Source organism: Advenella sp. FME57 (assembly GCF_014897675.1).
Lineage (GTDB): Bacteria > Pseudomonadota > Gammaproteobacteria > Burkholderiales > Burkholderiaceae_B > Advenella.
On the sequence record NZ_JABUXU010000002.1, the window covers coordinates 238,499 to 261,677 of the forward strand.

Below are 23,179 nucleotides of genomic sequence, written 5' to 3' on the forward strand. Positions count from 1 at the left end.
AATCAGGAAAGAAAAGTGAAAGGTGTATTGTCAAAACTGGGAAATATAGTGTCTGCCGTGGCGGCCAGGCCGCTGTCGGTCGGGTTGCTGCTGACCGTTATATTCTGGATATTGCTTGGCAATTTTGTGGTGGCTGCCTTCGCCGGCTTGTTGGTGTCTTTTTTTATTGCCGCGGCAGTTTCGGTGTGGAAATTGAATCGTCGCCCGCGCGACAAGTAGTGTTGCTTATGGACCGGGTGTTGCGTGTGTGGGAATGCCCAACGTTTGTTAACGGGCTGCAGCATGTGGTGAGGTGCTGCGCTTAAATCGTGTTTTGTAAATAGCCATCCCCTTTTATGGGGCAGAGCCAGTTAGAGAAGATACGATGAGGTAGGAGGAACCAGACGCGTGGTCTGTTACACGACCCTTGGATCAGAATTGATTGATTGTTTTGTTCCGATGTAACTAGTGCAGTTACATGGGGGCTGTGATAAGCTTCTGTTTTTATTAGAAAACTTGGGGTGACTGATGGGGCTCGAACCCACGACAACCGGAATCACAATCCGGGACTCTACCAACTGAGCTACAGTCACCATCTGAGTAAGCGTAAGAGTATAGCAAGTATATATTCAGCGCACAAGAAAAAACTGGCGCAACACACTATTATGTTGTCTTTTTAGTGGTTATGAAGGTAAGCGGGTGTCTTTGTGATGGCTTCTCTGTGGAAATTTCTGGTTGAATATCAAACCCATCTGATTTTCGCAGCAAGTGTGGTGTTGAGCGTTGCGGCAGCGATGCATATCGCGCTGACCAAGCGCGATGTTCGCGCTGCTATTGCATGGGTTGGTGTTGTGCTGTTTTCTCCATTTCTGGGGCCGGTTCTGTATTTTGTCGTGGGTATCAATCGCATTCGGCAAACCCGGATCAAATCCCACCGGGACAGGCTGCTCAAGGAGGGCGCTGATCATACCAGTGTCACAGTCAGTGATCTGACACGCCACGCCGCCGCCCAGTGTCTGTCACTGAAAAAAGCCAGCGACACGGTGACCCGTTTCACCCTGTGCGGTGGCAATGAAATCGTCCCGCTCAACGGTGGAGACCAGACCTATCCGGCCATGCTTGCCGCCATTGATGCCTCGGTCGACTCGGTATTGCTGCAAACTTATATTTTCGATAATGATATTGTCGGGCATCGTTTTGCCGACAGCCTGATCGCCGCGTTCCTGCGCGGTGTTCGCGTCCGGGTGCTGATCGACTCTATCGGGGTGCGCTATTCCCATCCAACCATTGTGCATCGGCTAAGAGAGCAAGGCGTAATGGTGGAGCTTTTCGAAACCAACGCCGTCACCTGGCGCATGCCATACGCCAACATGCGCTGCCACCGTAAAATTCTGGTTGTGGACGGCGCGCAGGGGTTTGCCGGGGGGATGAATATCCGTGAAGAGTTTCTGACGGAAATTGCCCATGACAATACGGCACGCGATATTCATTTTCAGATGCGAGGTCCGATTGTGGCCCAGTTGCTGGTCGTTTTTTGTCACGACTGGCTATTTTCTACCGGTGAGCAACTGAAACTGGGTGACTGGGTCGCGGCCGAACCGGCGTTCATGCCCGCCGATATGGCCGCGCGCTGCGTCCCTTCCGGCCCGGATCGTGAAATCGAAAGCACGCACAAGGTTTTGCTGGCCGCCTGCGCCGTTGCGCAACAGCATATCCGGATCCAGTCGCCGTATTTTCTGCCAGACCAGGTCTTGATCGGGGCCCTGACCACTGCAGCCAGACGCGGTGTACAAGTGGATATTGTGATCCCCGGCAGGAATAATCTGCGTCTGATTCAGTACGCCATGATGGCCCAGATCGATCAGATCATCGAGACCGGTTGCCGGGTGTGGAAAGGGTCCGGCAATTTCGATCACTCCAAGTTAATGACCGTGGACGACAGCTGGTCGCTGATCGGCTCGTCCAATTGGGATTCACGCAGCCTGCGACTTAATTTCGAGATCGATATCGAGGTGTACGACCGGCGCCTGGCAGGGTGGATCAACGAGGCCATCGATAATGAAATTGCGCATGGCGAGCGAGTGACCTTTGAGTCCTTGCGCAAGCAGGGCTTGCTGGCGACGCTCCGAAATAAACTGATCTGGCTGGCGTCGCCCTATTTGTAGCGCAAGCACAGGGCGACACCTCTGCTCTGCATTTGCAATCTGTCGCGGCGATGGCTGCGTCTGGCCGATTCGTATCCAGCCAGGCAAGCGGATTCAGATTCATCCCGCCGGGTCCTACTCATGGCCTGGAGACGTTATTGCCGATGCGTCAAGCGCAGGCTTCGATGAAAGAAGGAAGCCGTTTTTTAAACAAGCGCAAGAAAGTGCAGCGGCGAAGTGTTACACTTTTGGGCAGAGCACGTACAAGGGAGAGTGATAATGAGGTTCCGAATCAAGAGTACGATACATCCGAGAGTTTTCTGGGGGTCAACGATCATCGTGGCCCTGTTTCTATTGATCGGAATTCTGTTCCCGACCGATGCGCAGGAAATTTTCGGCAGGATGCAAAGTGTTGTGATCGAGAGTTTTGGCTGGTTCTATATTCTGGCCGTAGCCTTGTTCTTTTTTGCTATCGCCTATCTTGCACTCAGTCGTTATGGTAACTTGAAGCTGGGTCCGGATGACTCGGAACCGGATTACCCTTATCTGACCTGGATGGCCATGTTGTTTGCAGCCGGCATGGGTATCGGCCTAATGTTTTTTGCCGTTGCCGAGCCCATGCAGCACTTTTCCGCCCCGCCTTCCGGTGTGGGTGACGCTGCCGCTGCTGCCAGAGAGTCCCAAGTCATTACTTTTTTTCACTGGGGGCTACATGCCTGGGCAGTCTATGCTGTTGTCGGGTTATCGCTAGCCTATTTCTGCTTTCGCTATAACCTGCCGCTCACTGTCCGCTCCGGCCTTTATCCCTTGCTTGGCAAACGGATCAATGGCTGGATGGGCGACGCCGTGGATATCTTTGCCATATGCGGCACACTTTTCGGTATCGCCACCTCCATGGGCCTTGGTGTATTGCAGATCAACTCCGGCCTGGCTCATCTGCTGGGGGCGCCGCAAGAGCCGTGGTTTCAGATTCTTCTGATTACGGTGGTAACGGCGTTGGCTACACTGTCTGTTGTAAGCGGATTGGACGTGGGCATCAGAAGACTATCTGAATTCAATCTTGTCGTTGCCGTTGTGCTGATGCTGTTCGTGTTGTTTGTCGGACCGACCAGCTTTCTGATGAATGCTTTTGTGCAGAATATCGGTGCCTATCTGGACAACTTCTTTGCCCGTTCATTTACCACCCAGGCATTTCGCACGCAGGACTGGATGCAAGCCTGGACCCTGTTTTATTGGGCTTGGTGGATTGCATGGTCGCCTTTTGTTGGGATGTTTATCGCCCGCATCTCCAGGGGACGCACTGTTCGTGAGTTTGTCCTTGGGGTGCTGCTCGTGCCAAGCGCGTTCACTTTCCTCTGGATGACCGTCTTTGGCAATACGGCCATATTCCTTGATATGGGTGTCGCTGCTGGCCAATTGTCACGTGATGTCGCCGCCGATGCCTCGGTTGCGTTGTTTCAGTTCTTTGATTTCCTGCCCTGGTCTGGCCTGACTTCAACCTTGGCTGTGATTCTTGTGGCCGTATTTTTCGTCACATCGTCCGATTCCGGGTCCTTGGTCATTGACACACTGGCTGCCGGAGGCAGGGAAGATTCGCCTGTCTGGCAGCGGATTTACTGGTGCGTTCTCGAAGGTGCCACTGCCGCCTTGCTGCTGCTTGCGGGTGGATTGACTGCGCTGCAGACGGTCACCTTGATGAGCGCGCTGCCTTTTGCGGTCATTATGCTATTGCTGGTTCTGGGGCTCCTCAAAGGAATGAAAGCCGATATGTATCGTCTGGATCGACGGCGGACCATTGCGACACCTGCGCCCGGCTCCGAGGTTTCCTGGCGTACCCGCCTGTCTGCAATCATGCATACGCCCAGAAAAGAGGATGCACAACGGTTCATCTCACAAGTTGCCAGTCCTGCAATGCATGAAGTTGCCGAGGAGTTCAAAAAACGCGGGCTCGATGTTGATATCACTACGATCGACGAAACGATCAGGCTTACGGTTGTTGCCACGGATAAGCGCAATTTTGTCTATGGCGTGCAGCCTGAGGCCAGGAAAATGGCAGCATTTACCGCTGCCGCGGCTCGTAATGAAACGGTGCATCCGCACGAATGGCAGGCGCGTACGGTGTTTGCCGATGGCAGTCGTGGTTATGACATTCTTGGGCTGACTTCTGCGCAGGTCATCAACGATATTCTTGCACAGTTCGAACGATATCAAATGCTGGTTACCTCAACGAACACAGCCCTGTATGCGGGTTCACCGGATCCGGCCCTGTAGGGGCGGTCAATTGCAGTCAGTGATTTGATCCTCAACGCACGCGGGTCAGCGCCTTGCTCCAGTCGGCATTCGGAGCAAGGCGCGCCGCCCGTACATTTGTTTCGCAGTTTTACCTTCGCAATTGCTGGCCTAGTTGTGCCGCTTGCGTCGCCGCCGCATGTCGGGCAGCGTGATCGATTTCATTGCCGAACAGGGTTTTTTCGACAACGATCGAATGCGTGTCGGTAATCCCAATGAAGTTCAACCACATTTCCATATAAGGCTTTTGCAGATCAAAACGACTGGACGGCGTGGCGGAGTCTGCGCCGTAGTCCAGTCCGCGCGCGTAAACCACCACTGCTTGCTTGTTGGCAAGCATTCCATTGAAACCATTGTGGTCAAAGGTAAAAAGAATATCTTTTTGCGTAACCAGATCAATGAGTTGTTTGAGTTTATAGGGAATGCCGAAATTCCAAAGCGGGACAGAGAGCACCACAATATCGGCCTGATGCAGATGCGAGGCTAATGCCCGCAGGCCATCCCAGGCTGCCTGCTGTGAGGCACTCAATGGCGTGCCGCTCAATCCCGCATATTTTGCCGCCATGGCCTGTTCATCGAATTCGGGCAGGGCAGTCTGCCATAGATCGATTGTATGCACCGTGGCCTCTGGGTTGGTATCCATATAACTGGTAATAAAGTGTTGGGCAACCTCCCGAGAGGCGGAGCGCTCGGTGCGTGGCGATGCTGCAATATGCAATAGATTTGTCATGGTGAGTCCGTTTTTTGTGGCCAGGGAAACAAACGCCATTGCAGCACAATTGAACTTAGTGTACAAATTGATTAATTTTGTAATATTCATAATAAATTACAATATATGCTTGATCATGTACTACTCAGAACATTTGTTGCCGTCATCGACGAGGGCGGGTTTGGCCGCGCCGCAAGTCGACTCAATTTAACGCAATCGGCAATCAGCGGGCACCTTCGCCGCCTTGAGGCACAGCTGGGGGTGGAGTTAATGCAACGCACAACCCGGTCCATGACATTGACAGCAGATGGAAAAAAATTGCTGGTGTACGCCCGGGCCATTCTTGCCTTGGGCAGGGATGCCCTGGTTGAAGTGGGTCGGCATAAAGCGTCGGGCCGAATCAGATTAGGCATTGCAGAAGACTTTGCTCAATCAACGCTATTGAACAGATTGAGCAGCTTTCTGTTGTTGCATCCATTATTGGATATCGCGGTGACAGTGGGCATTCCGGGAACGTTGCTGGGCCAGTTGCAGGATGGCGCTCTGGATATCGTCCTGGGTTCACACTGTGAATCGGCCCGTAGTGGGCGTTTAATGTGGCAGGAACCGCTGGTATGGGCTTGTGGCCCGCACATACAGTTGCCGCTCACTGGGTCTAAAGCGGTGCCGCTTGCGTTTTTTCCTGAGCCGTGTCCCTATCGGCAGGTAGCGCTCGCCGAGCTGGCCAGGGTTGGGATGGCTTCGAAAATTGCGATGGTGTGCAGCAGTTTTGAGAGTATGCGTTGTGCTGTGCGATCTGGCTTTGCAATCGCACCCATGACGCAAAGCCAGATGACAGCCGATCTGGTCATGGCGGACGACGCGCTGGGTTTGCCGCCGTTGCCGACGGTTCGCTTCAGTCTGTTTACTGCAGATTCGGTGCAATCGCCGTTGTTGGAGACGCTGGTCGAATGGATCAGCGACATCAAGCCGGTTTCAGGCTCCCGTGTTGATGCAGACATAATAGCGAACGAGAAAAGGGGCTGTTGAAAGGAAAAAGCGGTGCCTTTGCTGCATTGGGCTACTGGAAGTAGGGGGCTATCCTTAAGCGTATTCCACCCCCAAATCAAAAATCCATGATGTGTAATGGTGGCTGGTGCTTCAAGGCCTGCTGGCTCACCGTTTTTCCATGATCGTTGTGGCGGCTAATCACACATGTCTTCGATAAAAAAACTAGGTTAAAGCAAGGCGCCCCACAAAAGCAATTTTATTGTTATCCGGATCGCGGACATATGCGGCATAGAATCCCTCTGCGTAACGTGGCCGAAAACCGGGCTCGCCTTCGCTGGAGCCCCCTTTTTCTATAGCAATGGCGTACAACTGGTCGATTATTTCCGAATTATCAAATTCGAAGGCCGTCATGACGCCATTGCCTGCGTGGGCTTTTTCTCCATCATAGGGATAGCCGGTAAAAAAACGTGGGAAAGTAATATCCGATCTTTTACCCCAGGAAACACAACTGTCATCCCTGAAACATTGTTCCAACCCCATTTGAGCAAACAGGGGGTCATAGAAGCGGATAGATAGTTCCAGGTCATTGGTTCCTACCATGGTATAGCTGATCATTTCAATCTCCGGTAAGTAGTATCAAGCGCAAATCAGTCATCCGCGCAAAGATGCATCAGGCAGTCGCGCCGTTTTCGCCTGATGCCATGCCAAGTGGGTCGCAATAACAATAGTCGGTCCGGCGTTGCGCTTCAATGGCTTGCGGTTTTTTTTACATTTCTGAAGCATTGCCGGCCCGTTGCGCTCGATGGGGTTTTATGTAATATGCGCGCCCCGTGTCTCCACATAAACGGCGTACAGCGACTGGCTGGCCGTCATGAAAAGGCGATTGCGCTTGGCGCCGCCAAAACATACGTTGGAGCAGATTTCCGGCAGCCGGATTTGTCCGATGCGCACGCCATCAGGCGCAAAAATATGCACGCCGTCGTAACCGTCGCCGCCCCAGCCGGCGCTGGCCCAGATATTGCCGTCCTCATCGCAGCGGATCCCGTCAGCCGAGCCTGACTTGCCTTCGAATTCCATGGTCGCAAAGGTGCGCGGGTTCGTCAGTTTGGCGCCGTCTATATCAAAGACCCAGATCTGATTCTTTGCCGAGGGATAGTGTGAGTTTCCCGTATCGGCGACATAAAGCTTGCGGTAGTCCTGACTGAAGCACAGTCCGTTGGGTTTGAACGGCTGATCGGCTACTTTGGTGATGGCGCCGGTTTGCGCGTCAATCCGATAGACGGCTTCCTTCTGGATCGGGCTGGCCGAATCGGCGCTGGCCGGATGCCGGTTGCCTTCATATTCCATCAGGGCGCCATAGCCCGGGTCGGTAAACCAGATCGAACCGTCATTCGGATGCACCACGATATCGTTCGGTGCATTCAGTTCTTTATTATCGAAACTGTCTGCAAGCACAGTCACCTGGCCATTGTGCTCGTAACGTACAACGCGACGCGTATCATGTTCGCAGGACAGCTGCCGACCCTGGAAGTCGAAGGTGTTGCCGTTCGAATTGCCTGAAGGCGAGCGAAAGCGACGGCCTACATGCCCGTCCTCTTCGGACCAGCGCAATTGTTCATTATTGGGAATATCGCTCCATACCAGATAGCGGCCGACCGCATTCCAGGCTGGGCCTTCGGCCCACTGCATGCCGGTATGCAAGCGCATAATGGCCGCATTGCCCAGTTTGTATTTGAAGCGTTTGTCGAGCACCACAATATCTGGGTCCGGATAACGAATGGGCGCTGTATGCCGCCCAAATTCTCGGGCCGCGGCTGGCTTCAGGGCAATGGTAGAGGTGAGCAAGGTGGCTGCAGTTGCTGAGGCAGCGACAAGAAAGTTCCGGCGATTGGCCGCCTTGCCCACAGACAAGCTGGTACGTTGATTGGTTTTCAGATCAGTTAAATCATGCTGTTGTTTCGGTCCCATATGCGTGCTCCTTTGTGTCTGGATATGATTTACGAATTGTAATTGTCGTGTGACGGTACTCGGATTGCTTGCGCTGTTCGCGTCTGTAGTGTATCGGCAATCAGGCCGTCGTCGCTATTGGCTTTTGCAAATGGCGTAAATTCTAAATATTTGGACAGTTAGCCATTGGTACGTTCTGATGATCCTGATCGGCAGGACGAAACGGGTAAACCTTGCTCCGACGGCATGCCCGGCGCTCAACGAGGAACGACCAGCGTCAAGCTGGTTCGGCTTATTGCGAACGGGTGCGTTGTTTAGTCTATTGTTGTTACCATCATGATGGACAGGCAGGATAGCGCATTGACAAAATATCGGCAATGGCTTGGCATTTGCTCAGTCCTGTCTGGTGGTCAGCAGGTAACCCTGATCGCCGCTTTTTCTTATGAGCGGATTGGCCGAGTGGTCCTCGAGCCGGTCCCGCAAGTGGTTTACGTGCTGATCGATCAAGTTGGGGGGTGGCGAAAAAGAATATGGCCAAATAGCCTGGCTTAACATGCCTATTGTTACGACGTTCTCTGCGTTTATTATCAAATACGAAAGCAGTTTGAATTCAAATGAGGGAAGATTGATTTTTTTTCCTGACTTTTCAACTTGCATGGTTTGCAGGTTTATCTTGATATCGCCTACTGATAGATCAAACTGAGTTGAGTCGCAGTGTACGCGACGAACGATCGCGTCTATCCGAGCGATCAATTCGGTCATGGAAAATGGCTTTGCTAAATAGTCGTCGGCCCCCGCCTTTAGTCCTTCAACACGGTGATTTATAAGCGCCAGCGAGCTCTGTACGATCACCGGCGTTTTATCTCCCGCTTGCCTTAAGCTTGTAAGAATCGACAGGCCATTGATTCCATTGGGTAAAGTCAAATCAAGAAGGATAATATCCCAGGTTTTTTGCTGCGCGGTAAGCAGTCCGTCCAATCCGTTATCACAGATGAAAGCCAGGTGGTTTTGTTCACGCAGAGTATTGGCAATATAGTGAGCAATTTCGTGATCATCTTCAATAATCAAGCAGCGCAACATTTTTTACCTTTCATGGAAAACTGATTCAGGAGGCAGGTTTTTTTGGGAACGTATTGTCGTCGTGGTCCCTTTTCGCTTGATCCATTATGTCCAACAAATCGATCGCTGAACAGTAGTATGACCAAATGGTCAGAACCTGGTCATGAAAAATATTTTTAGCCAGTTTAGTATTGCTCTTTACAAAAACAGCGGCCAGCTTGGCAGACATATGAATACGAGAGAAGACAATGATCAAGGTGAAAAGTCATGAAACAAAATAGGAGTGATTTGCTTTCGGCGGGGCTTTTGCTTTTGCTGGGCATAGGCGTTGCTTTGGGAGGGATGCAATATGGGATCGGGTCCCTGGCCCGAATGGGTCCTGGTTACTTTCCACTGCTGCTCGGCCTATTGCTTATCGGAATAGGGGTGCTGATCGCGGCCACGCCGTCATCTTCAGATACTTCCGGTGATGGGGCGTCAATGTCCGGGCTTGCGGTGCGGCCATGGTTATGCGTCGTAGGAGGAGTGCTGTGTTTTATTATTCTTGGCCAATATGGCGGACTGGTGCCGGCAACGTTCGCGCTGATTTTTATTTCAGCATTAGGTGACAGGAACAATTCCATACAGGTTGCGCTCGCACTTGCGGCCTGCGTGACGATCGCTGCGGTGGGCATATTCTATTATGGAATGCAAATACAGTTTCCATTATTTGTGTGGGGTTAACGGATGTTAGATAACTTAATTCTGGGTATTACCACCGCTTTTTCCCTGCACAATTTACTGTATTCCTTTCTTGGCGTCTTCGTTGGTAATCTGATAGGCGTATTGCCTGGTATCGGAGCACTGGCTGCGATTTCCATGCTGTTGCCACTGACGTATACTTTGGAGCCAGCCGCTGCATTAATGATGCTGGCAGGAATTTATTACGGCACCAGTTTTGGTGGTGCCGCAACCTCGATCTTGCTTAATTTGCCTGGCACGGCTTCTCACGCAGTCGTGTGTGTGGACGGCAACCCAATGGCAAAACAGGGACGTGGTGGGTCTGCCTTGTTCATCGCCATGTTTGCTTCATTCATTGGCGTCATGACCGGCATTGTTCTGATGCTGTTTTTCAGCCCGATGTTGACTGATGTTGCCTTTCTATTCGGTCCTGCTGAGTATTTTTCTCTCATGGCATTGGGATTATTGGCTGCGGCGACCTTGTCGACCGGGTCTCCCGTCAAAGGTATTGCTTCGGTGGTGATTGGTCTGGCTATTGGCGTCATCGGCACTGATGTCAATAGCGGGGTTGCGCGATTTGATTTCGGCATTCCCGAACTGCAGGACGGAATTGCGTTGGTTACGCTGGCCATGGGGCTATTTGGTATCACAGATGTTCTGGCAAATGCAGGCAAGATTGGCCAGGGGTCCGTCATTTCAGAATCAAAGATTACTGGCAGCGCCATACGGCCAGCCAAAGGTGAGATCAAACAATCCATGCCTGCTATTGGGCGCGGTTCGGTGCTGGGTGGCGTTCTGGGCATTCTTCCCGGCGCGGGGGGGACAATTGCTTCGTTCATGTCCTACGCCATTGAAAAAAAATCATCGAAGACCCCGCAGAGGTTTGGCAAAGGCGCTATCGAAGGCGTCGCCGGACCTGAGGCGGCCAATAGTTCTGCGGCGATCACAGCATTTATTCCTACCCTGACATTGGGGATTCCTGGAGATGCCGTGATGGCTCTGATGCTTGGAGCCTTAATGATTCAGAACATTCAGCCGGGGCCACAAATGATGGTCGAGCATCCGGAGTTGTTCTGGGGTCTGCTGATCAGCTTTGCCACAGGAAATCTGCTGCTTTTGATCTTGAACATTCCACTTATCGGCGTATGGGTAAAGCTGCTTTCCGTGCCTTACCGTCTGATCTATCCGACCGTGCTTTTCCTGATCAGTATTGGTGTGTACAGTACCAACAATAATCTTTTTGATGTTGTGGCCGTGCTTGTTATTGGCATGTTTGGGTATTTGCTCGCCCGGCTCAAATTCCAACCTGCTCCTTTGTTGCTTGGCTTTGTACTGGGCCCTATGCTGGAAGAGAACTTCCGACGTGCGTTATTGTTGTCACGCGGTGATATGAGCACCTTTATGACAAGGCCGATCAGTTCGGTGTGTATGTCAATCATATTCGTGATCATCGCCTTCATTGTTTATAAACGTGTCAAATCAACGGTCGCAGGCGGATCTGCGAAGGCATTGCGCGCTTCCGAATGACAGGAAAACGCAGGTAGCAGCGCAGTTCGACTCAGAACGACACTGTTTTTGTCTATAGATCGTGGTCCGGCGCAATTGCGAGCCTGCCACGATCTTTTTTTACGCCATTGGCCTAACGGCTTATTGCATCGGCTGAGCAATGGTCTTTGCCAAACGTTCTTTTTTGTTTAAGTATGGCAACAGGGGCCACGCGCACCAGATATGCGCCAGGGCGCTCAAATTTGGCATCCAGGTGCAAAATTGTGTCATTTTGCGTATTGCGTTGTACCCATATGAGGTTATTATTTGGACATTGTTGGGCACCGCAGTGGCACCGCGCAATGGCTTGAAAATTATGGGCGTGCAGGTTTATGCTGGAATTTTTAAGCTAGCCAGGCAAATATGGTGCCTCCGGCGGGACTTGAACCCACAACCACCCGCTTAGAAGGCGGGTGCTCTATCCAGTTGAGCTACGGAGACAATCCAGCCCGTGATTCTAACCCGAACCCGCACCATGTGTCACTCAATTCGCTACAATAGGTGCACAGCCAGCCACAGAGTGAAATAATAATTATGTCCATACTTTTTGATGTACACCCGGTTAACCCGCAGCCACGCCTGCTCAAACAGGCCGCACAATTGCTGGATAACGGCCGGTTACTGGCCATACCCACCGATTCCAGTTATGCACTGGTGGCTCGTCTGGACGACAAGACGGCGGCCGATGGCTTGCGCCGCCTGCGCGGTCTGGACGAACGCCATCATCTAACGCTGCTGGTGCGCGATCTGGCGGAAATCGCCAAATTCGCCAAAGTCGACAATGCGCAATATCGTTTGCTGAAAAACGCGACCCCCGGCCCCTGGACATTCATTCTGGAGGCCACCAAGGACGTGCCGCGGCGGGTCTCGCATCCTTCCCGGAAAACCATTGGCATTCGTGTGCCAGACCATCCGGTCACCTTGATGCTGATTGAGGAGCTGGGCACGCCGTTGCTGTCAACCTCCCTGATTCCCGAAGGCGAAGACATGCCGCTAAACGATCCGGATGAAATTACCGATCGTTACGGCCACGCGTTGGCCGGGGTGATTGCCAGCGGTGCCTGCCCGACCCAGCCGACCACGGTCATTGATCTGACGACGGCGACGCCCACCATTCTCCGCAGGGGCTCAGGGGATCCGACAACCATTGGCCTGCCTGAGTGAGTTTGCGTATCCGGATGTAAACTGCCACGCTACCGGCCAAACGGCCCGGTCGAATCTGACTGCCTGCCAGCGACAGATGCCGATTGAAACGTGTTTTACGGGATTGTCATTAAATTTTCTCTTAATTTTATGCATTTCAATTAAACTACCGAATTAGCTATATGCTAGGCATTTAATATCAACCTTTTCTGGACGTTTCTATCATGGCGGTCGACAGTTCTTCGTATCCTGTATTCACCGGCAGTTTTCCTGCCCTTGTGACTCCAATGCAACCCAATGGGGATATAGATTACGACGCATACAAGAAGCTGATCGACTGGCATATCCAGGAAGGATCTGACGGTCTGGTTGTTGTGGGCACTTCCGGCGAATCGCCCACAGTAGATGTGAGCGAACACACCGATCTTATCCGGGTGGCGGTAGAGCATACGGCCGGACGAATCCCGGTGATTGCCGGGGTAGGCGCAAACTCTACTGCAGAAGCCATTCATCTGACCAAAAAAGCCAGGGAAGTGGGGGCTGATGCGGGTCTGTCGGTTGTGCCCTACTACAACAAGCCCACCCAGGAAGGCCTGTTCCGTCATTTTGAGGCTATTGCCCGCGAAGGCGGCCTGCCCATCATGCTGTACAATGTGCCCGGTCGCACCGTTGCGGATTTGTCCAACGATACGATATTGCGACTGGCGCAAGTGCAGGGAATTATCGGCATCAAGGATGCCACTGCTGATATTGCCCGTCTGGGCCTCTTGCTTCGGGACAAACCAGAGTACTTTCAGGTTTTCAGTGGCGATGACCCCACTGCAGCGGCACTGATTCTGTTGGGTGGTAATGGAAATATTTCGGTCACGGCCAACATAGCTCCCGCGCTGATGCACGAACTTTGTGTAGCCGCACGGTCTGGCGATGTGCCGCGGACTCGTGAACTTAATGCGAAACTGGCAGGTGTCAATAAAGTGCTATTTGTCGAAGCCAACCCCATTCCGGTCAAGTGGGCGCTTGTGCAAATGGGCCTGATCCAGGCCGGGTATCGGCTCCCAATGTGTGATCTGGGCGCCCAGCATCATGAAACTGTTCTGACTGCCCTGAAAGATCTCGGGCTGGTCAAATAATATAGGATTGAGAATATGCGTATGAATGCACGCTTTCTTGCAGTATCTGGTTTACTGTCACTCACCCTTCTGGCGGGATGTAATGTCATGGACGAAGTCATGGGTGAGACCGAACAGGTCGACTACAAAAGTACCGTAAGAGGTGACCCGCTAAGCCTGCCGCCTGATCTGTCGTCGTCACAGATTAATCCGGCGTACAAGTCACCAGGCGGCTATGCATCGGCCAACGAATATAATAAGGCAGTGGCCCAGGCCAATCGCAATGCTGCATCCGGTGCGTCGGTCTTGCCTGAAACCCCCGGACTGAAAATCCAGAGTTCCGGCGCCAACCGCTGGCTGGAAGTGAGCCAGGAAGCGGGGAGTGTCTATCCTAAACTGATCGACTTCTGGGTCGATTCAGGCTTTACGATCAATCGCGATAATCCTCAAGCCGGACTGATTGAAACCGACTGGGCCGAAAATCGTGCAAAAATTCCTGGCAATCTGCTTAACCGGGCATTGGGCGCCATTATCAATATGGTTGAAGACAGCGGCGAGCGTGAACGCTTCCGTACGCGTCTGGAACGCTCAAATGGCAAAACGTTGGTGTTCATCAATCACGAACGCATGGTCGAAACACCCATGGATCGCGATGGTACAACATTCAAATGGCTGCCTGCCAAGGAAGATCCGGGTCTGAACGCCGCGATGCTGTCGCGCCTGATGGTTTTCCTGGGGGCGACCAAGCAGCAGGCTGAAGCACAGGTGCGTCAAAGCGCTGCAGCGGCTGCCGCGCCAACCCATCCGGTCGTGATGGCCGATGTTGCCGCATTGCCACTGCAAATGGGCCAAAGCCAGGCCTACAATCAGGTGGGCGCTGCGATCAATTCTGCCGGTTTCACAGTGGATAATAGTGACCCGCAGGCCGGCACCTATGCAGTCCGTTACCTGGATACCGACACCGGCGAGAAGCGCCAGGCATCCAACTTTATCAGCCGGCTGTGGGGCGATAAAGGCAACCTGACGCCGTTGCCCTACACGATTGTGGTTACTTCCGAAGCCAGCCAGTCTGTTGTGACTGTACGCAACGAACAGGGCCAGGCAGATAACAGCGCGACCGCGCGTCGCATTCTGACGGTACTGGCCGAGAGAATGTAATCTGACTGCAGTCCACAATAGTGTTTTGAAGTTCAGAAGACCCGGCAGGCGATTGCCGGGTTTTTTTCTGTCCGGCTATTGCGCAATAACCCAGCCGTCATCCAGCCATTCCTGCAATAGCGTGAGCGTTGCAGCATTGGCTTTTTTCAGGTCGGCGCAGGTCAATACACGCGTGTCGGCGAATTTTTTAAGCGTGGCGTTGGTTCTCAATTCCAGGGCTTCGCCGTTGATGAACAAGTCTGCGCCCCGATAGACCATGCGGCTGCGGCGATCCAGCACGAGGTTGCCATTGCCGTTGATCACGTCTTCAAGATCGACCATCTCTTGGGCAATCGGAAAGACAGTGAGGGAGTTTGGTTCGGTCAGCCAGCAGCCCAGAAAGCGTGCCGCCATGCGCTCAGTGAACGCAATTTTCTGTACAGCAGCCAGTGCGCTGTCGATCAGTTCATCAGGCAGGGCGGCCGGTTCTGCGGTGGGTGCCAAACGTTTATCCTGGAATATGCCCGAGAGGTCTGGTCCCGGTAATGCAGGCGTGGAGTAGGGGCCAAAGCCCAGTCCATTACGCGCGCTCAACTGATCGGCGGCAACCTCCAGCAGCCCGCGCGCAAGAACGGCCAGGGACGGGGCACGAAAACCGATAGAAACAGTAATGCACTCGTCCGACTCCGAGATGCCATCGTGTGCAATATGCGGTGGCAGATAGAGCATATCGCCCGGCTCCAGCACAAACGCTTCTTCAGGTTCAAAATGCTGCAAAATCTTGCAGGCAATATCGGGAACCAGCGACAGGTCTTTCTGCTGGCTGATGCGCCAGCGTCGCTGTCCGCGCCCCTGGAGCAGGAAAACGTCGTAGCTGTCAAAATGCGGGCCGACACCGCCGTTGCGGGAGGCCAGGCTGATCATGATATCGTCCAGCCTGGCGTCGGGAATAAAACGGAACTGCTGCATCAGTGCTGCGGTTGCATCGTCATGCAGATCCACGCTTTGCACCAGCATAGACCAATTGGGTTCTGCCACCTTGGGAAAGCGTGCGAACGGACCATTTTCCATGTGCCATTCGTCATTTTCCTGCCAGATCAGGCGTGATTCGACATCATCGCGTTTTGCCAGTTTCTTCAGCCCGGCAGGGGGTACGGGACTACTGAAACCAGGAATGGCCTGTCTGATCAGCAGCGGTTTCTTTTGCCAGTAAGTCCGCATAAATTCGGCGGGGCTACGTCCACCCAGCAATGTCATGGGTGCGTGAATGTCAATGGATGTCATGATTCTCCGCCAAAGCGGTTATGCAATTTGTACAGGGCGTCCAGCGCTTCGCGTGGACTCATATTATCGGGATCCAGTTCATGCAGGGCGTCGCGAAAGGCGGTAAGCTCAAGCGCATTGTCGCTCTGCTGGTCATCGGTCTCGTGCGTGGCAGTAAAAAGATTAAGCTGTGAGATGTCGCCTGCCTGGCTTTCCAGGCGATCCAGTTCCCGCTTGGCTTGGCGAATGACTGCAACGGGCAGGCCTGCCCGTTGCGCGACCTGGATACCGTAGCTGCGACTGGCCGGTCCTTCCTGAACTTCGTGCAGAAACACAATGCCACTGGCAGCTTCGGTGGCGGCAAGATGCACATTGATCGCTGACGGGTTCAGGTCGGGCAGCCGGGTAATTTCAAAATAATGGGTGGCAAACAGTGTCAGCGCATGATTGTGGTCCAGCAACCGGCAGGCAATGGCCCATGCCAGCGACAGACCGTCATAGGTAGACGTGCCTCGGCCTATCTCATCCATCAGCACGAGGCTGTTGGGTGTGCTGGCAGCCAGGATGGTGGCAGCCTCTGTCATCTCCATCATGAAGGTCGATTGGCCGCCTGCCAGATCGTCGGCAGCACCAATACGGGTGAAAATGCGGTCAATCACGCCGATTGTGGCGGCAGCGGCCGGCACAAAACTGCCCATGCGCGCCAGCAGTACGATCAGGGCCGTCTGGCGCATGTAGGTTGATTTACCACCCATATTGGGGCCGGTAATGAGCAACATGCGTCTGTCATTGTCCATCAGACAGCTGTTGGGCGTGAATTGCTCAATCGTATGCTCGACCACCGGGTGGCGGCCGGCCTCGATATCGATCAACGGGTGTTCGACCAGTTGCGGCGCTACCCATTCGTTATCCCTGGCATGACTGGCCAGCGCAAGATAGACGTCCAGTTCGGCAATGGCCTGCGCGCAACGCTGCAGGGGAGTCACCCAAGCCTGCATGGTATCGAGTAGTTGCTCGTATAGCCATTTTTCGCGCGATAACGCCCGGTCGCGTGCCGACAGTACCTTGTCTTCGAATCCTTTTAGCTCCGGCGTAATATAACGTTCGACATTCTTGAGCGTCTGGCGGCGGCGGTAGTCCTCGGGCACTTTGTCGACCTGGCCCTTGGATACTTCAATGAAAAATCCGTGAACACGATTGAACTCCACGCGTAGATTGGCAATGCCACTGCGCTGGCGCTCCCTGGCCTCCAGTTCTACTAGAAAGGCGCCGCTCTCGCTGGCCAGGGTACGCAGCTCATCGAGCTCGGCGTCAAACCCGGGCGCGATCACGCCGCCGTCGCGGATCATCGCGGCCGGTTCCGCCGCGACGCCGGCCTGCAGCGCCGCGTGCAAGCTCGCATCAAGGGTCAGTTCGTCGTTGAGTACGTCAAGGCGTTCTGCATTGGCATGCTGGTCGCGCAAAACAGTCTGCAACTGGGGCAGCCGGGCCAGCGCATCGCGCAGGCTGGCCAGCTCGCGGGGCCGCACCGAACGCAAGGCGATTCGTGTTGCGATACGCTCAAGATCGGGAAACGCATTGAGTTCTGTACGCAGGTTATCCAATGCGATATGGGGATGCACGGGCCCGTCGGGACGTCCGGTCAGCATGGCCGCAACAGCGGTCTGGCGTGCGTTGATCTGGCTATTGGAGCGCAGGGGGTGGTGCAGCCAGTGACGCAGCTTGCGACTGCCCATGGGTGTTTCGCAGTGGTCCAGCAAAGAGAACAGGGTGGGCCGGCTCTCTCCGCTGATGGTTTCGGTAATTTCCAGGTTTTTGCGTGTGACCGGGTCAAGGACCAGATAATCCAGCGCGTGATCCACCATGATGTGCTGGACGTGCGACAGCGATTGCGTTTGCGTGCGTTCGACGTAGCGCAGCAGCGCGCCGGCCGCGCAAATGGCGGCAGGCATATCGGCCATGCCGAAGCTGCCAAGCGAGTCGATCTGAAAATGCTGGCAAAGCAGGGCGTTGGCGTCATTCAGGTCATAGTGCCAGTCGGCAGTATGGCTGATCGAGCCGCCGAATTTGGTTTCGAGGGCAAAGGAGTCAGCGTGCACGATTTCCGCCGGAGCGATACGGTGGATTTCCGAGTCCAGGGCTTCCTTGTCGCATTGCGTGACTTTGAATTGACCGCTGGCCAGGTTGAGCCATGCCAGCCCGTATTTTGGCGCCTTGCCTTTGGGCGGCAGAAAGATAGACAGCAGCGGCCGGTCCAGCTTAGAAGGCAACAGGGTTTCGTCGGTCAGCGTGCCAGGCGTAACAATGCGCACGATCTTGCGTTCAACGGGTCCCTTGCTTGTTGCCGGATCGCCGATCTGCTCGCAGATTGCCACCGATTCACCCAGTGCCACCAGGCGCGCCAGATAGGTTTCCATGGCATGCACCGGAACGCCTGCCATGGGAATAGGCTGGCCATTTGAGTTTCCCCGCTTGGTGAGCGTCAGATTCAGCAGTCTGGCGGCCTGCTCGGCATCGTCATAGAACATTTCATAAAAATCTCCCATACGATAGAACAGCAGTACAGACCCGGCCTCAAGCTTAAGGCGCAGGTACTGCTGCATCATGGGGGTGTGGCCGGGAGTCGCACTTTTACTGGTTTCTGCTGGCATGAGTGATAGGTTGTCTAAAGTATTCTGGCGTTCAATCGGCTATTTTACGATTATCCTGGACCTGGTTGGGCGGCGAATCATTTACCAGCGGCAAATCAGCTGATAGTGCAGATGCTGCCCTGCGAGCAATAGCGGGCGGAAGCACATAACGGCGCCAATGCGACTGTGGTGAAGACTGCATTGCAACTTTTGGGCCAACATTGTGGTGCGACCCGACCACCCTCTGCATGGCCGACGAATCCACAGGCGCTTGACACGCTCAGGCAATTGTTGAAAACCTGGCAGCAGGCTGCAGCAATCGGTAGGGTCAAGGACTGACCGAGGCTGGTGTCCCTGTTTTTATTGCATGACACGACCCGGTTCGGCATAAACTTCTCCTGTCGTGACAGCAGGGGCCGCAAGTGTGGCGCCTTTGGCGCATCTATGGGGGCTACGCCAGCATCACGCCTATCGCCAACATTACCAACATCACGGCCATTGCATATGAAATATTTATGGCTGACTAGTGCTTCCAGCAGAAAAATTGATGGCGCGCCGGGATATAGCGTTTCAATTTATTAGACGTCATTGCGTCGCTCTGTGCATCGCATGGGTGTAACTTTTTGTATGAATAAATTTCCAATTTGTGTCACATGAGAAAATTTCAATTGACCCAGATTACCCCATGATTGGATGGATTCGGATTAGGATAAAACACTTATCGAATGATTAGTGAATGGTCGAAATAACCCGTACAGGCTGGTGTCTGATTGACAAGAATAACCTGTTTTTATGACGATTATAAAATTGCATGACAATGGGGTTTTCATTTAGAAAATTTATTTCAGTTGAAATAAACCTAGGGTTTTCCATGCATATATTTCATCTAAATGACGCATTTTCGAATGTAACGAATATATCGAAATTAATGTATTGCGGTTGTGCAGTACCGTTTATCTATGTTACTTCTATAGATGAAGCGATAACCGCTAGCGCAGAAAACACACTCTTTATGCGATGAATTTTATGCATGAAAATGTGCTGTATGCTGCGTTTGAAAGTTATTTCAAATGCAATTTTTATCAGGACTATTTCCAGATAAAAACTTCAGGATAAATCAACTTCAAGGGGAGTAGAACGATGAATAGAGTGCTCAAAACTCGAACCCTGCTGGCTCTCGCTGTAGCAACCGCTGCGGCTTTTAGTACAGTTGCGTCAGCTGCCACGTTGCAGGAAATTAAAGACAAAGGCGTGGTACGGATTGCAGTTGCCAACGAAATACCCTACGGCTTTGTCGATCCCACAGGCGAGGCCAAAGGCGCCGGACCGGAAGTGGCCAAGCACATTATGGAGCAGCTTGGCGTAAAGGAAATCAAATGGGTCACCACTGGTTTCAGTTCACTTATTCCGGGCTTGAAAGCCGATCAGTTCGACATGGTGGCAGCAGAGATGGCTATCCTGCCCCAGCGTTGTCAGCAGGTGGCTTTCTCTGAACCTAACAGCTCATATGGCGAGGGCCTGCTGGTTGCCGAAGGCAACCCGGACAATCTGCATAAATATGAAGACTTTAGCAAGTCAGACAAGAAAATCGCCATCATGGCGGGTGCCGACCAGCTCGAAATGCTGCAAAAGCTTGGTGTTGACGACAGCCGTATGGTGACTATCTCCAATAATGCAGATGCGATTTCGACAGTGTCTACCGGTCGTGCCGCAGCCTATGCAGCAACCAGTCTGACGGTCAGTGAACTGGCCAACAAGAGTGACAAAGTCGAGCCAGCAGAAAAATTTGAAGACCCGGTGATCGATGGAAAACCTGCACGCAGCTGGGGTGGTTTCACCTTTGATCAGGGCTCGGATGATCTGCGTAAAGCAGTTAACGAAGAGCTGACCAAGTTCAAGAAAACACCCGAGTGGAAAAAGATTCTGACTACTTATGGCTTTTCCGAACATGATTTGGAAGAGTCTACCAAGCAAACGACAGAACAACTTTGCGCAGCAAAGTAATCAGGTTGTAGCTCTTTTGAGGGTTATGCGCAAGCCGTATGGCGTGCGCACATGGGTCTGCAAGGCAATTGCAGACCCATCCTTGGTTTGGCGACATCAGCCAGGCTCAAACTCACCGGCTCGTGCAGGCTGCCGCTTGCATCCTTCATTTCATTTCCAAAAAATATAAGGTGACCGATGGATTGGAATATATATCTGACGCCCCTGTTGCAGGGTGCGTGGGTGACCGTTCAACTGACAGTCTATTCGACCATACTGGGTGCGATCACCGCTTTTGTATTCGGTGTCGGCAAGCTTTCAAGCAACTGGTTTTATCGCGGATTCTCGATCTGCTTTGTCGAGATTTTTCGTGGAACGTCCCTGCTGGTGCAGCTGTTTTGGCTGTTCTTTGCGCTGCCGCTATTGGGCCAGGCCCTGGGCCTGGACTTTCGCATGGCGCCGCTGGTCGCCGGGACGCTGGCCCTGGGTTTTAATATCGGTGCCTATGGTGCCGAGGTCGTGCGCGGCGCCCTCCAGGCAGTACCTCGCTCGCAATTTGAGGCGGCCAAGGCGCTGGACTTTACACCCCGCCAGACATTACGGTTTATTTGCCTGCCACAGGCCATCCCGGAAATGATGCCCAGCTTTGGTAACCTGGCGGTGCAAAATCTTAAAGATACTGCATTGGTATCGTTGATCAGCCTGGGCGATATGGCGTTTCGTGCCGAACAGATCCGCAATTACACACAGGACAGCACGACGGTATACACCATTTTGCTATTCATGTATTTTGGCATGGCACTGATTCTGACCGGAATCATGAAGCTGCTGGAGCGATCTGTCGGGCGCTGGCGCGCGGGGAGGGCCTGATCATGTTTTTTGGTATTGAATGGGATACCAGCAGCAATTGGGCTTTTGCTGTTTCGATTTTTCCGATACTGCTCAAAGGCCTGGTGGTTACGCTGCAAGCGACCGTGCTGGGCTTTCTCGTAGCCATGGTGCTGGGCCTGATTCTGGCCGGACTTAAAAGTGCCCGGCTGGCCATCATCTCGTGGCCTGCAAAATTCATCACTGAATTTATCCGCGATACGCCGTTACTGGTCCAGCTTTTCTTTCTTTATTATGTGTTGCCCGAGCACGGCATTGTTTTGCCTGCTTTTATGACCGGGGCACTGGCATTGGGGGTGCAGTACAGCGCCTACCTGTCCGAGGTCTACCGGGCTGGCATCGAGTCCATCCCGCGCGGACAGACCGAGGCGTCGCGGGCATTGGACTTGGCGCCTGTGCGCACGTTCGGCTTCATCATTCTGCCGCAGGCGATCCCGCGCATTATTCCCGCAATGGGGAACTATCTGGTCTCCATCATGAAGGATGTGCCGGTGCTGTCGGTCGTTACCGTGCTGGAAATGCTCAATGTTGCAAAAATCATAGGTGATCGTACCTTCAATTATCTGATACCGCTATCCATGGTGGGGATCATTTACCTGATCCTGACGATCGTCGCGTCCTATGGGGTGCGATATCTGGACACCCACCTGCCAAAACGAGGAATACCTTTACGATGAATAATCCGATGAATAATGATAATTCGAATACGGCCCTGGATAAACCGCAGGGCGAAGATGTTGCGAATGCCAATGGTGCTGCTGCTCGCCCGGCTACTGACGAGCCGATTATCCGCTTCGAAAAGGTCATCAAGAAATTTGGTGATGTGACCGTGCTGGATGAACTGGATTTCGAGGTTCGCAAAGGCGAAAAAGTGACCATTATCGGCCCGTCCGGTTCCGGCAAATCCACGGTGCTGCGTATCCTGATGACACTTGAAAACATCAATGATGGTGTGATTTACGTGACCGGCAGGCCGTTATGGCATGAAGAGAAAAATGGCGAACTGGTACCCGCTGCTGAAGAGCACTTGCGTGAAATGCGCAAGGAAATGGGTATGGTATTTCAGCAGTTCAATCTGTTTCCGCATATGACGGTGCGTCGCAACGTGACCGAAGCGCCGGTGCAGGTGCTCAAGCTGTCCAAAGAGGAAGCCAACGAGCGTGCCGACAAGTATCTCGAACTGGTGGGCTTGTCTGATCAGAGCGACAAGTTTCCTAGCCAGCTCTCCGGCGGTCAGCAGCAGCGCGTGGCCATTGCACGCGCGCTGGCGATGCGGCCCAACATTATGCTGTTTGACGAGCCGACATCGTCATTGGATCCTGAACTGGTGGGCGAAGTACTTAACGTGATTCAGCGGCTGGCAGAAGAGCATGATCTGACGATGTTGCTGGTCACGCATGAAATGCAGTTTGCCAAGCAAATTTCCGATCGGGTCTGTTTTTTTGACAAGGGCAAGATTGTAGAACAGGGCACACCTGATGAGGTACTGGTTCACCCTCAGGAGCCGCGAACGCAGGAATTTCTCAAGAGCTTTATCGAGCAGCATTGATATCACGCAGGGCACGACAACGTGCCCTGATGCGCATATGGCGGTTGCCATTGATGGTGTGATGTTGCAGAGAAAATGCGGCATTGCTAGGGCAG

Annotated in this window: 19 protein-coding genes and 2 tRNA genes; 13 read left to right on the forward strand and 8 right to left on the reverse strand. The window is 53.1% G+C overall.

Going from position 1 to position 23,179, the window contains the following annotated elements:
- The first annotated feature begins 15 nt into the window (after positions 1-15).
- Positions 16-219, forward strand: coding sequence for a hypothetical protein (locus INT32_RS04075; protein ID WP_193087443.1), 204 nt, complete (start codon positions 16-18; stop codon positions 217-219).
- A gap of 277 nt (positions 220-496) precedes the next feature.
- Here the strand turns inward: INT32_RS04075 and INT32_RS04080 are convergent.
- Positions 497-572, reverse strand: a tRNA-His gene (locus tag INT32_RS04080).
- A gap of 117 nt (positions 573-689) precedes the next feature.
- Between INT32_RS04080 and INT32_RS04085 the strand changes: the two genes are divergently transcribed.
- Positions 690-2,144, forward strand: a complete 1,455-nt coding sequence (locus tag INT32_RS04085; RefSeq protein WP_193087444.1) for a phospholipase D-like domain-containing protein — start codon at positions 690-692, stop codon at positions 2,142-2,144.
- Between the two features lie 258 nt (positions 2,145-2,402).
- On the forward strand, positions 2,403-4,394 hold the full coding sequence (locus tag INT32_RS04090; protein WP_193087445.1) for a BCCT family transporter: 1,992 nt from the start codon (positions 2,403-2,405) through the stop codon (positions 4,392-4,394).
- Positions 4,395-4,503: 109 nt separating this feature from the next.
- On the opposite strand, the gene INT32_RS04095 is transcribed toward INT32_RS04090, so the two are convergent.
- On the reverse strand, positions 4,504-5,142 hold the full coding sequence (locus INT32_RS04095; protein ID WP_193087446.1) for an FMN-dependent NADH-azoreductase: 639 nt from the start codon (positions 5,140-5,142) through the stop codon (positions 4,504-4,506).
- A gap of 105 nt (positions 5,143-5,247) precedes the next feature.
- On the opposite strand from INT32_RS04095, the gene INT32_RS04100 reads away from it, so the two are divergent.
- Complete coding sequence (locus INT32_RS04100; protein ID WP_193087447.1) at positions 5,248-6,150, forward strand: LysR substrate-binding domain-containing protein; 903 nt, start codon at positions 5,248-5,250, stop codon at positions 6,148-6,150.
- 183 nt (positions 6,151-6,333) lie between these two features.
- On the opposite strand, the gene INT32_RS04105 is transcribed toward INT32_RS04100, so the two are convergent.
- The 3 genes from INT32_RS04105 to INT32_RS04115 all read right to left on the reverse strand — a co-directional run bounded on the left by INT32_RS04105 (position 6,334) and on the right by INT32_RS04115 (position 9,138).
- Positions 6,334-6,726, reverse strand: coding sequence for a VOC family protein (locus tag INT32_RS04105; protein WP_193087448.1), 393 nt, complete (start codon positions 6,724-6,726; stop codon positions 6,334-6,336).
- A gap of 195 nt (positions 6,727-6,921) precedes the next feature.
- Positions 6,922-8,079 (reverse strand): SMP-30/gluconolactonase/LRE family protein, encoded by a 1,158-nt coding sequence (locus INT32_RS04110; RefSeq protein WP_226816482.1) that lies wholly within the window; start codon positions 8,077-8,079, stop codon positions 6,922-6,924.
- A 372-nt stretch (positions 8,080-8,451) separates the two neighbouring features.
- Positions 8,452-9,138: a response regulator transcription factor gene (locus INT32_RS04115; RefSeq protein ID WP_193087449.1), complete on the reverse strand. Its 687-nt coding sequence runs from the start codon at positions 9,136-9,138 to the stop codon at positions 8,452-8,454.
- Between the two features lie 246 nt (positions 9,139-9,384).
- Here INT32_RS04115 and INT32_RS04120 point away from each other — a divergent pair, with 246 nt between their 5' ends.
- Both INT32_RS04120 and INT32_RS04125 read left to right on the forward strand, forming a co-directional pair.
- Positions 9,385-9,840, forward strand: a complete 456-nt coding sequence (locus tag INT32_RS04120; RefSeq protein ID WP_193087450.1) for a tripartite tricarboxylate transporter TctB family protein — start codon at positions 9,385-9,387, stop codon at positions 9,838-9,840.
- Positions 9,841-9,843: 3 nt separating this feature from the next.
- Positions 9,844-11,364, forward strand: a complete 1,521-nt coding sequence (locus tag INT32_RS04125; protein ID WP_193087451.1) for a tripartite tricarboxylate transporter permease — start codon at positions 9,844-9,846, stop codon at positions 11,362-11,364.
- 382 nt (positions 11,365-11,746) lie between these two features.
- On the opposite strand, the gene INT32_RS04130 is transcribed toward INT32_RS04125, so the two are convergent.
- A tRNA-Arg gene (locus tag INT32_RS04130) sits at positions 11,747-11,823 on the reverse strand.
- 93 nt (positions 11,824-11,916) lie between these two features.
- Between INT32_RS04130 and INT32_RS04135 the strand changes: the two genes are divergently transcribed.
- From INT32_RS04135 to bamC, 3 genes are all read left to right on the forward strand, one after another.
- Positions 11,917-12,546: an L-threonylcarbamoyladenylate synthase gene (locus tag INT32_RS04135; RefSeq protein WP_193087452.1), complete on the forward strand. Its 630-nt coding sequence runs from the start codon at positions 11,917-11,919 to the stop codon at positions 12,544-12,546.
- A 203-nt stretch (positions 12,547-12,749) separates the two neighbouring features.
- Positions 12,750-13,655, forward strand: coding sequence for a 4-hydroxy-tetrahydrodipicolinate synthase (gene dapA, locus INT32_RS04140; RefSeq protein WP_193087453.1), 906 nt, complete (start codon positions 12,750-12,752; stop codon positions 13,653-13,655).
- A 15-nt stretch (positions 13,656-13,670) separates the two neighbouring features.
- On the forward strand, positions 13,671-14,792 hold the full coding sequence (bamC, locus tag INT32_RS04145) for an outer membrane protein assembly factor BamC (protein WP_193087454.1): 1,122 nt from the start codon (positions 13,671-13,673) through the stop codon (positions 14,790-14,792).
- Positions 14,793-14,867: 75 nt separating this feature from the next.
- Here bamC and INT32_RS04150 read toward each other — a convergent pair whose 3' ends face one another.
- Both INT32_RS04150 and mutS read right to left on the reverse strand, forming a co-directional pair.
- Positions 14,868-16,055: a JmjC domain-containing protein gene (locus tag INT32_RS04150; protein ID WP_226816484.1), complete on the reverse strand. Its 1,188-nt coding sequence runs from the start codon at positions 16,053-16,055 to the stop codon at positions 14,868-14,870.
- A complete protein-coding gene (gene mutS / locus INT32_RS04155; RefSeq protein ID WP_226816486.1) occupies positions 16,052-18,685 on the reverse strand; it encodes a DNA mismatch repair protein MutS in 2,634 nt (877 codons plus the stop codon). The genes INT32_RS04150 and mutS overlap by 4 nt, the downstream gene beginning before the upstream one ends.
- Positions 18,686-19,804: 1,119 nt before the next feature.
- Here mutS and ehuB point away from each other — a divergent pair.
- From ehuB to ehuA, 4 genes are all read left to right on the forward strand, one after another.
- Positions 19,805-20,668, forward strand: a complete 864-nt coding sequence (gene ehuB / locus INT32_RS04160; protein ID WP_193087456.1) for an ectoine/hydroxyectoine ABC transporter substrate-binding protein EhuB — start codon at positions 19,805-19,807, stop codon at positions 20,666-20,668.
- A gap of 177 nt (positions 20,669-20,845) precedes the next feature.
- On the forward strand, positions 20,846-21,517 hold the full coding sequence (gene ehuC, locus INT32_RS04165) for an ectoine/hydroxyectoine ABC transporter permease subunit EhuC (protein ID WP_193087457.1): 672 nt from the start codon (positions 20,846-20,848) through the stop codon (positions 21,515-21,517).
- Positions 21,518-21,519: 2 nt separating this feature from the next.
- Positions 21,520-22,212: an ectoine/hydroxyectoine ABC transporter permease subunit EhuD gene (gene ehuD, locus INT32_RS04170; protein ID WP_193087458.1), complete on the forward strand. Its 693-nt coding sequence runs from the start codon at positions 21,520-21,522 to the stop codon at positions 22,210-22,212.
- Positions 22,213-22,220: 8 nt separating this feature from the next.
- Positions 22,221-23,084 (forward strand): ectoine/hydroxyectoine ABC transporter ATP-binding protein EhuA, encoded by an 864-nt coding sequence (gene ehuA, locus INT32_RS04175; RefSeq protein ID WP_226816488.1) that lies wholly within the window; start codon positions 22,221-22,223, stop codon positions 23,082-23,084.
- Positions 23,085-23,179: the final 95 nt, after the last annotated feature.

What these genes read in the sequence shown, in the direction of transcription:
- INT32_RS04120 (WP_193087450.1), top strand. Translation starts at nt 9,385, where the DNA reads ATGAAACAAAATAGGAGTGATTTGCTTTCGGCGGGGCTTTTGCTTTTG.
- mutS (WP_226816486.1), bottom strand. Translation starts at nt 18,685, where the DNA reads ATGCCAGCAGAAACCAGTAAAAGTGCGACTCCCGGCCACACCCCCATG.
- INT32_RS04110 (WP_226816482.1), bottom strand. Translation starts at nt 8,079, where the DNA reads ATGGGACCGAAACAACAGCATGATTTAACTGATCTGAAAACCAATCAA.
- INT32_RS04115 (WP_193087449.1), bottom strand. Translation starts at nt 9,138, where the DNA reads ATGTTGCGCTGCTTGATTATTGAAGATGATCACGAAATTGCTCACTAT.
- INT32_RS04125 (WP_193087451.1), top strand. Translation starts at nt 9,844, where the DNA reads ATGTTAGATAACTTAATTCTGGGTATTACCACCGCTTTTTCCCTGCAC.
- INT32_RS04085 (WP_193087444.1), top strand. Translation starts at nt 690, where the DNA reads ATGGCTTCTCTGTGGAAATTTCTGGTTGAATATCAAACCCATCTGATT.
- INT32_RS04090 (WP_193087445.1), top strand. Translation starts at nt 2,403, where the DNA reads ATGAGGTTCCGAATCAAGAGTACGATACATCCGAGAGTTTTCTGGGGG.
- INT32_RS04135 (WP_193087452.1), top strand. Translation starts at nt 11,917, where the DNA reads ATGTCCATACTTTTTGATGTACACCCGGTTAACCCGCAGCCACGCCTG.
- INT32_RS04105 (WP_193087448.1), bottom strand. Translation starts at nt 6,726, where the DNA reads ATGATCAGCTATACCATGGTAGGAACCAATGACCTGGAACTATCTATC.
- INT32_RS04150 (WP_226816484.1), bottom strand. Translation starts at nt 16,055, where the DNA reads ATGACATCCATTGACATTCACGCACCCATGACATTGCTGGGTGGACGT.
- ehuB (WP_193087456.1), top strand. Translation starts at nt 19,805, where the DNA reads ATGAATAGAGTGCTCAAAACTCGAACCCTGCTGGCTCTCGCTGTAGCA.
- INT32_RS04100 (WP_193087447.1), top strand. Translation starts at nt 5,248, where the DNA reads ATGCTTGATCATGTACTACTCAGAACATTTGTTGCCGTCATCGACGAG.
- ehuA (WP_226816488.1), top strand. Translation starts at nt 22,221, where the DNA reads ATGAATAATGATAATTCGAATACGGCCCTGGATAAACCGCAGGGCGAA.
- INT32_RS04095 (WP_193087446.1), bottom strand. Translation starts at nt 5,142, where the DNA reads ATGACAAATCTATTGCATATTGCAGCATCGCCACGCACCGAGCGCTCC.
- bamC (WP_193087454.1), top strand. Translation starts at nt 13,671, where the DNA reads ATGCGTATGAATGCACGCTTTCTTGCAGTATCTGGTTTACTGTCACTC.
- ehuD (WP_193087458.1), top strand. Translation starts at nt 21,520, where the DNA reads ATGTTTTTTGGTATTGAATGGGATACCAGCAGCAATTGGGCTTTTGCT.
- dapA (WP_193087453.1), top strand. Translation starts at nt 12,750, where the DNA reads ATGGCGGTCGACAGTTCTTCGTATCCTGTATTCACCGGCAGTTTTCCT.
- ehuC (WP_193087457.1), top strand. Translation starts at nt 20,846, where the DNA reads ATGGATTGGAATATATATCTGACGCCCCTGTTGCAGGGTGCGTGGGTG.